At 40.3% G+C, this 12,276-nt stretch carries 15 protein-coding genes; 4 read left to right on the top strand and 11 right to left on the bottom strand.

Annotation, left to right across the window (positions count from 1 at the left end; all coding sequences use genetic code 11):
- Window positions 1–20: 20 nt before the first annotated feature.
- From AC6UD4_RS00860 to AC6UD4_RS00845, 4 genes are read right to left on the bottom strand one after another with little or no spacing between them, the layout of a single operon-like run.
- Window positions 21–284 (bottom strand): acyl carrier protein, encoded by a 264-nt coding sequence (locus AC6UD4_RS00860; protein ID WP_500693414.1) that lies wholly within the window; start codon window positions 282–284, stop codon window positions 21–23.
- A 35-nt stretch (window positions 285–319) separates the two neighbouring features.
- Window positions 320–1,297, bottom strand: a complete 978-nt coding sequence (locus AC6UD4_RS00855; protein WP_500693413.1) for a beta-ketoacyl-ACP synthase III — start codon at window positions 1,295–1,297, stop codon at window positions 320–322.
- 14 nt (window positions 1,298–1,311) lie between these two features.
- Window positions 1,312–1,758 carry a 3-hydroxyacyl-ACP dehydratase FabZ gene (fabZ, locus tag AC6UD4_RS00850; RefSeq protein ID WP_500693412.1) on the bottom strand — a complete coding sequence of 149 codons (447 nt, stop codon included), beginning with the start codon at window positions 1,756–1,758 and terminating at the stop codon, window positions 1,312–1,314.
- A 55-nt stretch (window positions 1,759–1,813) separates the two neighbouring features.
- Window positions 1,814–2,356 carry a hypothetical protein gene (locus AC6UD4_RS00845; protein WP_500693411.1) on the bottom strand — a complete coding sequence of 181 codons (543 nt, stop codon included), beginning with the start codon at window positions 2,354–2,356 and terminating at the stop codon, window positions 1,814–1,816.
- A gap of 136 nt (window positions 2,357–2,492) precedes the next feature.
- Between AC6UD4_RS00845 and AC6UD4_RS00840 the strand changes: the two genes are divergently transcribed.
- Window positions 2,493–2,876 (top strand): DUF488 domain-containing protein, encoded by a 384-nt coding sequence (locus tag AC6UD4_RS00840; protein ID WP_500693410.1) that lies wholly within the window; start codon window positions 2,493–2,495, stop codon window positions 2,874–2,876.
- Window positions 2,877–2,890: 14 nt separating this feature from the next.
- Window positions 2,891–3,826: an aldo/keto reductase gene (locus AC6UD4_RS00835; RefSeq protein WP_500693409.1), complete on the top strand. Its 936-nt coding sequence runs from the start codon at window positions 2,891–2,893 to the stop codon at window positions 3,824–3,826.
- Between the two features lie 50 nt (window positions 3,827–3,876).
- Here the strand turns inward: AC6UD4_RS00835 and AC6UD4_RS00830 are convergent, their stop codons facing one another.
- From AC6UD4_RS00830 to pyrF, 7 genes are all read right to left on the bottom strand, one after another.
- Complete coding sequence (locus tag AC6UD4_RS00830; RefSeq protein WP_500693408.1) at window positions 3,877–4,566, bottom strand: hypothetical protein; 690 nt, start codon at window positions 4,564–4,566, stop codon at window positions 3,877–3,879.
- 106 nt (window positions 4,567–4,672) lie between these two features.
- Complete coding sequence (locus AC6UD4_RS00825) at window positions 4,673–5,533, bottom strand: hypothetical protein (protein WP_500693407.1); 861 nt, start codon at window positions 5,531–5,533, stop codon at window positions 4,673–4,675.
- A 120-nt stretch (window positions 5,534–5,653) separates the two neighbouring features.
- Window positions 5,654–6,538 (bottom strand): aldo/keto reductase, encoded by an 885-nt coding sequence (locus AC6UD4_RS00820; protein ID WP_500693406.1) that lies wholly within the window; start codon window positions 6,536–6,538, stop codon window positions 5,654–5,656.
- A 46-nt stretch (window positions 6,539–6,584) separates the two neighbouring features.
- Window positions 6,585–7,778 carry an AbrB/MazE/SpoVT family DNA-binding domain-containing protein gene (locus AC6UD4_RS00815; RefSeq protein ID WP_500709623.1) on the bottom strand — a complete coding sequence of 398 codons (1,194 nt, stop codon included), beginning with the start codon at window positions 7,776–7,778 and terminating at the stop codon, window positions 6,585–6,587.
- Between the two features lie 130 nt (window positions 7,779–7,908).
- On the bottom strand, window positions 7,909–8,937 hold the full coding sequence (adhP, locus tag AC6UD4_RS00810) for an alcohol dehydrogenase AdhP (protein ID WP_500693404.1): 1,029 nt from the start codon (window positions 8,935–8,937) through the stop codon (window positions 7,909–7,911).
- Between the two features lie 146 nt (window positions 8,938–9,083).
- Window positions 9,084–9,710: an orotate phosphoribosyltransferase gene (gene pyrE / locus AC6UD4_RS00805; protein ID WP_500693403.1), complete on the bottom strand. Its 627-nt coding sequence runs from the start codon at window positions 9,708–9,710 to the stop codon at window positions 9,084–9,086.
- Between the two features lie 21 nt (window positions 9,711–9,731).
- Complete coding sequence (pyrF, locus tag AC6UD4_RS00800) at window positions 9,732–10,442, bottom strand: orotidine-5'-phosphate decarboxylase (protein WP_500693402.1); 711 nt, start codon at window positions 10,440–10,442, stop codon at window positions 9,732–9,734.
- Between the two features lie 251 nt (window positions 10,443–10,693).
- On the opposite strand from pyrF, the gene AC6UD4_RS00795 reads away from it, so the two are divergent.
- Both AC6UD4_RS00795 and AC6UD4_RS00790 read left to right on the top strand, forming a co-directional pair.
- Window positions 10,694–11,953, top strand: coding sequence for an MFS transporter (locus AC6UD4_RS00795; RefSeq protein WP_500693401.1), 1,260 nt, complete (start codon window positions 10,694–10,696; stop codon window positions 11,951–11,953).
- Between the two features lie 59 nt (window positions 11,954–12,012).
- Window positions 12,013–12,231 carry a P8 family protein gene (locus tag AC6UD4_RS00790; RefSeq protein ID WP_500693400.1) on the top strand — a complete coding sequence of 73 codons (219 nt, stop codon included), beginning with the start codon at window positions 12,013–12,015 and terminating at the stop codon, window positions 12,229–12,231.
- Window positions 12,232–12,276 lie beyond the last annotated feature (45 nt).

Genomic DNA, 12,276 nt, shown 5'->3' with positions numbered 1-12,276 from the left:
CTAAAATAAAAAACACTTTATTATTTATCGTTCTTTTCGTCAATTTGCTTTGCAACATAATCAACTAGGTCAGAAACCGTCTCCATGCCCTCATCACTATCAATTTCGATGTCATAGGCATCTTCTAGGGCATCCACAATTTCAAAGATATCTAATGAATCTAAATCCAAGTTATCTTTGAAGTTGGCGTCCATTTTAATGTCATCGGGGTTGATATCGGTTTGGTCGGTAACAACCGCCTTAATCTTGTCAAAAATCTGATTCTTATCTGCTTTTTCAGCCATAAATAATCACTCCATTTAATAAAATTTGTTTGTCCTCAATAATTAATTATAACAGTTCCAGTAGTTAATCCGCCACCAAAACCGACAAGGGCAACTTTGTTTCCTCTTTGAATTTTACCGCTTGTAAGCAAATCTGCCAATAGCAGTGGTTCACTAGCTGCCGCTGTATTCCCATATTCATCAATATCAATTGGGAACCGACTTTTCGGCAAATCAAGCCTTCTAACAACGCTAGTAATAATTCTGGCATTAGCTTGATGCATGACAAAAACATCAATATCATCTAAAGCTAAATGAGCATCTGTTAGTGCTATTTTAATTGAACTGGGAACCCTCTTTAACGCAAAGTTAAACACTTTATGACCATCCATCTTAAAGAACCGATTTTCCTGATTGGTACTTTTCCCAAATGGTGTAACGCAGGGAAAGTGTCCAGCTGTTAAAGCTGACCCCAAATCACCATAAGTTTGAAGGGACTCTCCTAAGATCTTCGAATCAGAACTAGGATCATTTTTAACCAAGATTCCAGCGGCTCCATCACCAAAAAGCACGGCAGTTGATCGATCTGACCAGTCCAAAAACTTACTTAATACTTCCGCACCAATCAAAATCCCACAACTACCGTTCTTTTTTGCTAACAACGAATTAAGAATTGACGTTCCAAACGCAAAACCCGTACATGCGGCATCAATATCAAACGCCACCGCATTGGTAGCGTTAATCGCACCCTGAACGCTAGCAGCCGTCGATGGAGTCTGATAATCAGATGACATGGTGGCCACAATTACATAATCCAAGTCTTTAGGATCAGTCCCAGAACTTTTCAAAAGCTTTTTAGCCACTTCCACACTCATTGACGTTGTAGATTCATTAACCGCAATGTGCCGACTTGAAATGCCCGTTCGTCTCTTGATCCATTCATCAGAGGTGTCCATAATCTTAGCCAGGTCGTCATTAGTGACGACCTCTTCAGGAACACTTTTGGCGCTTGAAATAATTTTAAAAGCACTCACTACTTATCACCTACTTAATCGACCCGGTCAGCTAACGAGAATTCAAGCGTGGCCGAACAAGCTTTATCGCCATTAACTTCACTATCAGCCACCATCGTGTAGGTTCCATCGTTAACTTCTTTTAAATCAACGTGAACTTTCAAAGTGTCGCCGGGTCGAACCATGTGTCTAAACTTCACATTTTTAGTTTTGTTAAGTTTAGTAACCTTACTTTTAGGATCAACATCAAGCGATTTCAAAATGAGGATTGACGCCACCTGCGATAAGGTCTCAACAATTAAAACTCCTGGCATTAGTGGAAATCCGGGAAAATGACCCTGAAAATAATTTTCATTAGCGGTGACGTTCTTTACGGCATCAATTGACTCGCCCGGAGTTAGCTGATCCACTCGGTCCACAAATAAAGTTGGGTTACGGTTTGGAAGAATTTCCATTATTTTATCAATGCTTAACTGTTCCATATTTTCATCTCACAAAATTTAGTTTTACGTTACAAATGTGACGTTTGGTAACATCTTAACGTTTATTCAAACTGAGTGCCTCGCTACTTACTAACAGGATTTTATCCTTTGAATTATACCCAATCGCCCATCGATTTCCGTATCGATCTCCGGGAATTCCTGGGAATTTATCGGCCTCATCATTATCCATATCCTGTAGATAATCATAGGATTCTGGGATGGGAGCCGAGTAACGATCGATTCCAACACCATCAACATAATACATCCGCCAGTGATTAGTGTCATTTATGAAATGATGCTCTTGATCATAGGAACCGGGCATAACCTCAACGCTGTACTCAAGGTAATCTGGGTTGACCAGAACAGTATGCCCATTATCCATGATTGCGGAATAATAGGTGCCATAGTCCACCAAATCTGGATAACGATGACGTTCAATCTTTTGCCGTGGCGCCAGCTCAATATCTGTCCCATCAATCACTCTCTGTTTATTAGGATGTCGTTTTTCATCGATTTCAGTTTGAAATTTTTTCAAGAATTCATTGGCCGAACCGTGCAATTTGGAAATACCATCCGAAATCCGATTTTTTCTAACCATGATACTGTCCCTCCTTAATTTTTTTACACTTGATTTTACCACATTGAAGACTAAATTCTAACGTTTGGGCACCAAGGTATCGTATACTTGCTTATAGTATAAGAGATCAAATAATCAATGAAGGTAGGTAAGAAAAATGGAATTGAAGCTTGAACGAATCTATACCAAGCCCGTCGATAAGGATGGATACCGAATCCTAGTTGATCGTCTCTGGCCTCGTGGAATCTCGAAGGTTAACGCCGATCTAGATATTTGGTTCAAATCAATCGCTCCAAGTACCGAACTAAGAAAATGGTTCGGACACGACCCCGCCAAGTTTGAGGAATTCAAACAAAAGTATTTGGATGAACTAAAAAATAATCCACAAATGCCCGGATTTATATCATTAATTTCCACCCATTTAAAATCGGGTAACGTAATTTTGTTGTATGGAGCAAAAGATACCAAGCGTAATCAAGCGATCATTATCTATCACTATTTGCTTGCCCAACCTGAGATTAAAGCAGAACTCAATCAGTAACGGAGGGATTTAACATGAAAACAGTAGAAATTGGCAAATCAGATGTAACAACAGTCCCACTAGGCTTAGGCACTAATGCCGTTGGTGGTCACAACTTATTTCCAAACTTAAGTGACCAAACCGGAATCGAAATCGTTAAAACAGCTTTAGACTCTGGCATTACCCTGCTAGATACTGCCTTTGCGTATGGCATGGGCGAATCAGAAAAACTAATCGGTGAAGCCATCAAGGGATACGATCGTTCTAAGATTCAGATCGCTACTAAGGGTTGTCAAAAGGTTCAAAGCGATGGAAGCGTTGTTATTGATGACTCTCCGGAATACTTAAAACAATGCGTCGAAGATAGTTTGAAACGACTTCAAACCGACTACGTTGATATCTTCTACATCCATTTTCCAGATGATCACACCCCATTAAACGAATCAGTGGCTGCTTTAAACGAAATGAAAAAAGCCGGTAAGATTCGTGCCATCGGAGTTTCAAACATGTCAATGAAACAATTAAAGCAGGCCAACCTTGACGGGCTGGTTGACATTGATGAAGAAGAATACAACTTGATTGATCGCTCAGCCGAAAGGGAAAGATTCCCATATCTAAAGGAACACGATATTTCATTTGTTCCATTCTTCCCACTTGCATCTGGACTCTTGACCGGCAAGTACAGCAAAGAGACTAAGTTCCCAGAGGATGATATCAGACATGACAATCCCGACTTTAAAGGCAAAGAGTTCAAAAAGATTGTTGAAAAAGTTGACCAACTAAAGCCAATTGCCGACAAGCATGACGCTACCGTTGCTCAAATCGTCATTGCTTGGTACATCAAGAATCCTGATATCACGGTTGTTATTCCGGGTGCCAAAAAGCCAGAGCAAGTCAAAAGCAATGCTAAAGCGTTAGATATTGACCTTAGCCACGCCGAGTATGATCAAATTAACACCCTGTTTAAATAAAGATAGAAAAATTAAAAGCGTTCATCAAATGATGAACGCTTTTTTGACACTTATTTATTTTTAATTTCACGGTAGAAAATGATTTGAGCCGCTGAATTCCAGAAACTAATGAAAATCATTGGAACATATACAATCACAGAAACCACCGCGGCTAAAATAGAATTACCCTTCACAACGGTTGTAACGGCTGTCATCAAAATGGTTAATACGAAATACATACAGAAAAATAACAGCTGCAGATAAAAAAAGTTCCACTTGTAACCCTTCGTTGTTTGCCAAGCATCGGTAAATGCTTGAGTAATCCCAACTTCTTTTCCGGTCTCAATTTCATCTTGATACGAATACATCCAAAGACCCCATCCAACCGACAAGATGACGCCGGGAACAATCAATAGGAGGGTTGCAAAGGCCTCTGCAAGTGTCATTAATAGTCCTACCAGAATGATGACAGGCCAATTGTACTTACGATTAAAAGCCACAAAAGCATTCTTAAACTTAAAACTATCATTTTGAATACTCTTGGCGTATCCCATGGCCAGAGAGGCAGCAAATAAGATTCCCACCAGACCAACGATTAATTCAAAGATTGAGAAAAGGGCTCTTTGCATGCCTTGAAGCTTGAACAACATCATTGGATCCGAAAAAGCTCCCACGACCCCAGCTGGGATGCCCATTAAAAACATCATCCACCAGTTCTTCTTAACGATTCCCCACGACTTTGTCATTGCATTTGCAATCATATGTATTCCTCCATTTTTCGTTACTAGAATTATTACACGCCGAGTTCTTTTTGACAACGTAAAAAAAGAGAAGCAACTTGCTTCTCTTTTTGTAACTAATGATTAACTATTTAATTTCTTCGTAGAATTTAATGTTAGCCATTGAGAACCATACCATGTAAAAGATTGAAATTGCGATGGCGAGCACCGTCAAAATGACTTCAAGCACAATTGCAAAGACGGTCCATGTCAACATTGAGGCAAAGATCCACCATAGTAGTGCACCTACTAGCACAATCACCGCGTAGGTTACGATGGCAATGATTAGGTTTAAAACCTTCAAACCAATCAGACCCCAACGATTGCCAGTCATGAGTTTCCATGAAGCTGAAAAGCCATCCATTAGATGAACTTTTTTACCAGCTCGTTGGGCATCAAAGTAGGTTAAGTAAATGAACGCTAACCCAGTAGCAACGAAGATCCAAGCAATTCCAACTAATGCTAGAATCACAATTCCAACAATGATCAAAGCGACCACTTGAGCGGTGGTGGTGTTAAAACCAAAGACTCGAGGAACAAATGAAGCACTAATAACGCCAGCGGAGGCAACAAATAATGCACCAAAAATGAAACTAATCAAATCCATAAAAGCGGCATACAATGCTGCCACTAACCAAGTGTTTCCTTGTTTAAATGCCACAAAGGCATCTTCAAATTTAAACGTATTGGTCTCGTCACCAGTCAGGTATCCCATCGCTGCTGACTCAAATAATACAATCCCAATAATTCCAACGATGATCGAGATTAACCAGATACTAAAACTGGCACCCAAACTATAACTTAAACTCAAAGCCTCAGAATTTTGCAGGCTGCTAACTAATCCACCCAGAACAGCGGATATTAAGATCGCAGGAACAACCATTGCTAACAAAATCCAAAAATGCTTTTTGGTTACGTTAAGGGCACTTTTAATTGCTTTAATAATCATAATAATTCTCCCTTTGTTAATTTATTTACAATTTCATTATAACGAAATCTTAATAAAAACGCTATCAGTCACAATCACAACCAATAAAAAAAAGAAGCACACGCTTCTCTTTTGACTAAATTAGTCATCCCATTGGTCAACAGTGTCAACTGGAGCATCAGGATTCCCATTCCAACGGAAGTCACCGTACCAAATTGAACGCTTGTCAACGTTAAGGCTATTAATTAGGCGAATGTCATCGTCGTCAAGTTCAAAGTCAAAGATGTCAGCATTGGCTTTAATGTATTTTTCATGAGCTGACTTTGGAATTGAGATAATGCCACGTTGCATGTCCCAACGAATGATGATTTGTGCGGTTGATTTACCGTACTTTTCAGCAACCTTCTTAACAAGTGGATTGTTTAAAGCGGCTCCACCACCAAGTGGTGACCATGCTTCAAGTTTAATGTCATTTAAGTCACAGTATTCTTTAATGTCAGCTTCTTGTTCTAAGGGATGAAATTCCATTTGGTTGACAGCTGGCTTTACGGAAGCATGCTTCATCAAATCTCTTAGACGACGAATATTGAAGTTTGAAACTCCAATGGCACGTGCTTTACCCTCATGGTAAATCTTTTCAAGAGCGCGCCAAGTTTCCTTGTACTTGCCATTAACTGGCCAGTGAATTAGTAACAAATCAACGTATGAAGTTTGAAGACGCTTTAATTGGCCTTCAAAAGCTTCAAGAGTTGAATCGTATCCTTGATCACCATTAAATACTTTAGTCGTTAGAAAAACATCTTCACGTTTTAATCCGTTGTCAGCCAGACCTTTTTTCAGACCTTCACCAACACCGGCTTCATTTCCATATTGTTTAGCGGTATCGATTGCTCGATAACCATCATTTAGTGCCCATTCAACGGATTGAGCGGCGGTTTTATTATCACTCTTCCAAACACCCATTCCTAATTGGGGCATTTCAACGCCATTATTTAAACGTACTTTTGATTCTAAATCTCTACTCATACTTAACACCTCCATGAACTAATTGTAGGATATCACGTTATTTATTTCATGAATTTTGTTTGTTATTTTTAGCGAGCGTCACGGTAAAATCAAGCGTTCCCTTGTTCACGACGTCTAAGATGTACTGAAATAACATCATAATCCAAGAAAAGGCCAACGTGAACGAAGTAATCTCAAAGGCTGTTAGTGAGAAGTAGTGCACAACTTGAAAGAGGATACTGGCCAGCACTAGTAGTAGTCCAATCAAATACGACGTTTTCAGGAAGTTTTTAGAAATTCCAGGCCAAAGCCAACGAATTCCAGCAATCAGAATAATAATAATCCAAACTAACGACCAGCCAAACTGAGTGTGCCAAAAATGCATCCACGGAATCTGAATGTCATTGGGAATAATCCCGATAGCGGCCACGTTAAACGCCATTAACGTCAAAAGGGTTCGTAAAATCCAAGTTTGAATGGTTGGTCTTTGAACTGATTTTAACGAAACAAACAAGAAATCAATCACGGCCCACATCAATAAAGCGGAAAAGATAATGGTCAAGTTAAACTGCCAACTGTCGGTTGCTCGACTCGTCCCCAAAAAGCTCAGATTATGGCGCCACCAGTAGCGATGACTGTTTGACGACATGGAGATCAGAACACCAGAAACAATGATTAGGTTCAAAAGATCGACTAATAAAGTCGGCGTTAGAGCCACTGCCACACTAATCATGACGTAGTTCACGATTCCCTCTAAAATGGCAATGATGATGGTCGCCGTATACACATCGAAAGTGGCGCCTTTAAAAGCAATTCCCAGAATCCAAAATACCCCAAGCAGCCCAACCAATAAACTGGCAGTAAAGGATAGAACAATCGTTGGAAAGTTTCGCCAGTAAATATTGCGATAAATGGTATTTTGTGGATTCTTGCGACTTTTAATGAGAAAAATCGTAAACAGTAAAGCACCAAAAAACAGTCCCAATACAATGGTGCCACTGGCAATCGAATATTTACCACTGATGGGGACGATCTGAAAGTGCCGATACTTAAAAAAGATCAGTGAGATTAACGCGGTCATCACCGCCGGAATCAGCGACCACCAGATCGAAACGTTCCACGAATTCGGCGTGCCATCATTAACTTTCTCTACCGTCATGCCCTGTCTTCGCAGTGTCAAGTTCAATTTGGCTCCCGGCTTAATATGGAGACGTTCAACGACCTGATTTGGGATTGCAATTTTATACTTTGGTTCCGTCATTATGATTCCTCGTTCGTTATGAATTTGAAAATAGTTTTATTCTTCTATTATAACGGACCCAGGACTAATTATTAAAAAAAGAAGCAGAATTCTATGAATTCTACTTCTTAAGTTAGTTGATAATTTTAATTTATTTGTCATCACCAGTGAAATCGAAAACAACACGGCCAACAATCTTACCAGCCTTCATGTCATCAATTACGTTGTTGATATTTTCTAACTTGTCAGTTCTAACGATTGGTTTAACCTTACCTTCAGCACCGAACTGGAAGGTTTCTCTAAGATCTTGTCTAGTTCCAACTAGTGAACCAGCAACTTTAATACCGTCAAGAACGGTCTTGTCGATGTTAAGTGCCATATCACCCTTTGGTAGAGCAACCGCAACTAAGGTTCCGTCAGGACGTAAAGCGTTAACTGATTGAGTGAAAGCATCCTTGTTAACGGCAGTAACGATTGAATCGTAAACCCCACCAACTTTATCTTGAACTTGTTGTGCAACGTTACCGTCATGTCTGTTAATCAAAACATCGGCACCATTTTCTTTAGCAGCTTCTAACTTCTTAGGATCTCCATCCACAACTACAACTGGAGCACCAAAGACGTTTTTGGCAAGTTGAACACCCAGGTTACCTAATCCACCGGCACCAACGATTTCAACCCACTTACCGGGTCTCGTGTCACCAATCTTTAAAGCCTTGTAAGTGGTAACACCGGCACAAGTTAATGAAGTTGCTTCAACGGGGTCCAAACCTTCGGGAACCTTAACGGCGTACTTAGCATCAACAATACATTCTTCCGCCATGGCACCGTTAACGGTGAAACCAGAGTTTTTAACGTTACGACATAAGGTCTCATTACCAGTAACACAGTATTCACAAGTGCCATCAGCTGAGTAGAACCAAGCAATGGAAACTCGGTCGCCAACTTTTAAGTCGGTAACATCGTCAGCAACTTGAGTTACACGTCCAACACCTTCGTGACCAATGATTCGGCCAGGAACTTCACCGAAGTCACCTGAGGCAACGTGGAGGTCAGTATGACAGAGTCCACAATACTCAACTTTAACTAAAGCTTCACCCTCGTGAATTGGACGAAGTTTGACATCTTTAACATCAACGTATCCATCTGAATTATCTCTAACAACTGCTGCTTTTACCATATTAATTCTCCTATTCCCATGATTTATAGTCGTCTATCTATCAACAATTCCTATCATATAGTTAAAATTTTCACGTGTCAACAGGGAATTGTAAGCGATAACAGATTGTAATATATCCTTAAAAAACGAAGAATTAAAAAAGTGATTTATTTCCATGCCCAGGGGTCTTGATGCCATTTATTAAGTCGCTCGTACTGATCATTTTCGATTTGACCGTTGTTAAGCATTTGCTTAATTAGTTCAGGATAAGTTAACAGCGGAACAAATCTTAAATCGGCCTTGTTAAAATTATCGTCGGCATCACTAAAACCATAGGAGAAGATGGAAACTACCCCATCAACTTGATGGCCGTCATTTTGAACTGCCTGAGCCGCCTGAATCACGCTTCCGCCAGTTGAGATTAGATCATCAATCAGCACAATGTGATCATCTGGGCCTACTTTTCCTTCAATCTGTTTACTAGTCCCATGATCCTTTGGTTTGGATCTAACGTAGATCATCGGTAACTTCATTTCTTCAGCTACCCAAGCTGCATGAGGGATTCCAGCAGTTGCTACTCCACCAATGACCGTGACGTTCGGAAAATTAGTCTGAATTAACTGACTAAGTGCCTGATAAATCTTTTTTCTTAGTTCTGGATACGAAATCGTTAAACGCAGATCGGTGTAAATTGGCGACTTAATCCCACTGGCAAACGTAAAGGGGCGTCTTGGATTCAGTTGAACGATTTGGTCGTTAATCAGGTCTTCTAAAATCTCAGTTGTACTATTCATAACTAATCTGTCCCCCTTTTTTTAATTCCATTCATCATTGTATTTTTGATAAGCCCGATAGGGATGTTCATTCTGCGTAATTGGACGTCCTACCACAATGGCAGACGCACCATCACGTCTTGCTTGTTCTGGTGTTGCCACCCGTTTTTGATCTTCACTGGCGTCGTCTTTACTTCTGATTCCCGGCACAACGTAATCAAAATCATTCCCAACTTGCTTCACTAAGTCAGGCAGTTCTTTAGCTGAGGTAATGACCCCTTCACAACCAGAACTTTTAGCTAACTTAGCTAGAGAAACCACCTGCTCATTCATACTCAAAGAACAATTTTGCTCGTTAGCAAGTCCGGCTTTTGAAATGGAAGTTAATTCGGTCACCCCTAATAACTCGGGAACCTGATTATGAGATTGATTACTGCCATCAACCAATCCCCTTTTGGCAGCCCTCATCATTTCACTTCCACCAAGCATGTGTACGGTCACGTAGTCAACTCCAAGTTGAGCAAGCTGAAACATACCCGCGTATACAGTATTAGGAATGTCCATTAACTTCAGGTCTAAAAAGATTGAACACCCCTTATTTTTGATTTCTTTGACCGTCTCAGGACCGTATCGATAGAAAAGTTCCATGCCAATCTTGACCGTCAACTGACTTGGGTACGCAAATTGATCCAAAAACGTATTTACGTCCATCTGCGTCGGAAAATCCAGCGCAATCATCATTGTCTTCTTCATTTTCTTACCTCGCAAAAAGGACCAATCACAGACGGGTGTCAGAGAATGGTCCTTTAAAATTAAATTTATATCAGTTAATAAACATAATCCTGGTTTCTCTGAACCAACTTAATTAATTATTACTCTAAATATAGGGAATATCGGTGGGGCCGTCAAGGTAAAAGTTCATCTTGTCAAAACAATTTTACTATGTAATAATCACTAACAGCGTCAAATAAACAAGACCGGTGAGTCTTAATTTGGAGGAAATTATGGATAAAATAAGTAATAATACTGAGCACAGCCATGCATCAATGAGCAAGAACCAGAAACTAGTCTTACTATCGTCTAGTTCTGGCTTTGGCCTTGAAAACATGGATGTGCTTTTTCTGTCTTTTACAATGAGTTCGATCATCGCATCCTTACACATCTCAGCCGGAGCGGCCGGGTTAATTGGAACCATCACCAACTGGGGAATGTTGCTTGGTGGCGTGATCTTTGGATTTCTTGGTGACCGTTTTGGTCGAGTCAAAACGTTTACCTACACCATCTTCATCTTTGCGTTTGCGACCGCTCTAATGGGGTTTGCCAACAACATCTACTTAATCTACTTTCTAAGACTGTTGACCGGGATTGGAGCTGGTGGTGAATACGGACTCGGGATTACTTTACTAGCTGAAGCATTTCCAAAGAATAAGTTAGGAAAAATGTCATCAATTGCATCTGTCGGCGGGCAAGTCGGTGCCTTACTTGCCGCCATCCTGGCTGCCTTTGTTATTCCACACCTTGGCTGGCATGCGTTGTACTTGTTCGGGCTCATTCCGATTGTCCTAATCTTCTTCGTTAGACGCCATTTACACGAGTCAGACGAGTTTCTTGAATCAAAGCAGGAACAGACCATTTCAACTGGCGAAGCCATTAAAAAATACATGTTTTCAGACTTTAAGACCGCCTATCAAAGTGTCGGTTTGATGATTATGACGACCGTTCAGATCGCTGGATACTTCGGGTTAATGAACTGGCTTCCAACCATCGTTCAAAAGCAAAGTGGTTTAAACGTTGCTGGATCCTCACTATGGATGATTTCCACCATTATTGGGATGAGTATTGGCATGATGGTGTTTGGTACGATTCTTGATCACATCGGACCACGGCTCTCATTTGGGATCTTCCTAATTGCCTCATCAATCATGGTTTACTTATTGGCCCTAGCGCACACCACGATTGCTCTACTAGTGATTGGTGCGGTCGTTGGTTTCTTCTCAAACGGGATGTACGGCGGATACGGTGCGGTTGTGAGTCAACTCTACCCCACTGAAGTGAGAAGTAGTGCCAACAATATCATCGTGGGAGTTGGGAGAGCTGTTGGTGGAATGTCATCGGTCATTATCGGAATTCTAATGGATCAATATAACCTGTACGTAGTAATGATTTTCCTTTCCGTTTTGTATTTAATCAGCTTTGTCACCATGATAAGCATCCCTGGCATTAAAAAATTAAGTAAAAACACCAAATTAAGTGCAAATAACTAACATTTTTAACCCAAAAGAATTAGAATAGACATGAATAAATGAAAAAGGGGATATATAACATGGCTGATGATTTTGAAACACCACGCGTATTAGACGAAAAGATGTCAGAAGTATTTGATTGGAGCGACGACTCAACTCCAGTACGTGATGCATTATGGGATCACTACATGGAAGATAACAGTCATGATACCATGAAGACTGAATCTGATATGGAAAAGTACTTAAACATGAGCGATGACGATGTTAAAGCTGATGCTGAAAAGTTACTTAAGAAATAGTTTTTGATTCTTAGAACTCATCATTATTGATGGGTTCTTTTTTTT

The sequence above is a fragment of the Fructilactobacillus sp. X3R5C2 genome (genome assembly GCF_059901175.1).
This window is presented reverse-complemented; position numbering and strand designations above follow the sequence as displayed.

Excerpts from the sequence above, each read along its gene's own strand:
- AC6UD4_RS00860 (WP_500693414.1), bottom strand. The coding sequence starts at position 284 with ATGGCTGAAAAAGCAGATAAGAATCAGATTTTTGACAAGATTAAGGCG.
- fabZ (WP_500693412.1), bottom strand. The coding sequence starts at position 1,758 with ATGGAACAGTTAAGCATTGATAAAATAATGGAAATTCTTCCAAACCGT.
- AC6UD4_RS00845 (WP_500693411.1), bottom strand. The coding sequence starts at position 2,356 with ATGGTTAGAAAAAATCGGATTTCGGATGGTATTTCCAAATTGCACGGT.
- AC6UD4_RS00840 (WP_500693410.1), top strand. The coding sequence starts at position 2,493 with ATGGAATTGAAGCTTGAACGAATCTATACCAAGCCCGTCGATAAGGAT.
- AC6UD4_RS00835 (WP_500693409.1), top strand. The coding sequence starts at position 2,891 with ATGAAAACAGTAGAAATTGGCAAATCAGATGTAACAACAGTCCCACTA.
- AC6UD4_RS00830 (WP_500693408.1), bottom strand. The coding sequence starts at position 4,566 with ATGATTGCAAATGCAATGACAAAGTCGTGGGGAATCGTTAAGAAGAAC.
- AC6UD4_RS00825 (WP_500693407.1), bottom strand. The coding sequence starts at position 5,533 with ATGATTATTAAAGCAATTAAAAGTGCCCTTAACGTAACCAAAAAGCAT.
- AC6UD4_RS00820 (WP_500693406.1), bottom strand. The coding sequence starts at position 6,538 with ATGAGTAGAGATTTAGAATCAAAAGTACGTTTAAATAATGGCGTTGAA.
- AC6UD4_RS00815 (WP_500709623.1), bottom strand. The coding sequence starts at position 7,778 with ATGACGGAACCAAAGTATAAAATTGCAATCCCAAATCAGGTCGTTGAA.
- adhP (WP_500693404.1), bottom strand. The coding sequence starts at position 8,937 with ATGGTAAAAGCAGCAGTTGTTAGAGATAATTCAGATGGATACGTTGAT.
- pyrE (WP_500693403.1), bottom strand. The coding sequence starts at position 9,710 with ATGAATAGTACAACTGAGATTTTAGAAGACCTGATTAACGACCAAATC.
- pyrF (WP_500693402.1), bottom strand. The coding sequence starts at position 10,442 with ATGAAGAAGACAATGATGATTGCGCTGGATTTTCCGACGCAGATGGAC.
- AC6UD4_RS00795 (WP_500693401.1), top strand. The coding sequence starts at position 10,694 with ATGGATAAAATAAGTAATAATACTGAGCACAGCCATGCATCAATGAGC.
- AC6UD4_RS00790 (WP_500693400.1), top strand. The coding sequence starts at position 12,013 with ATGGCTGATGATTTTGAAACACCACGCGTATTAGACGAAAAGATGTCA.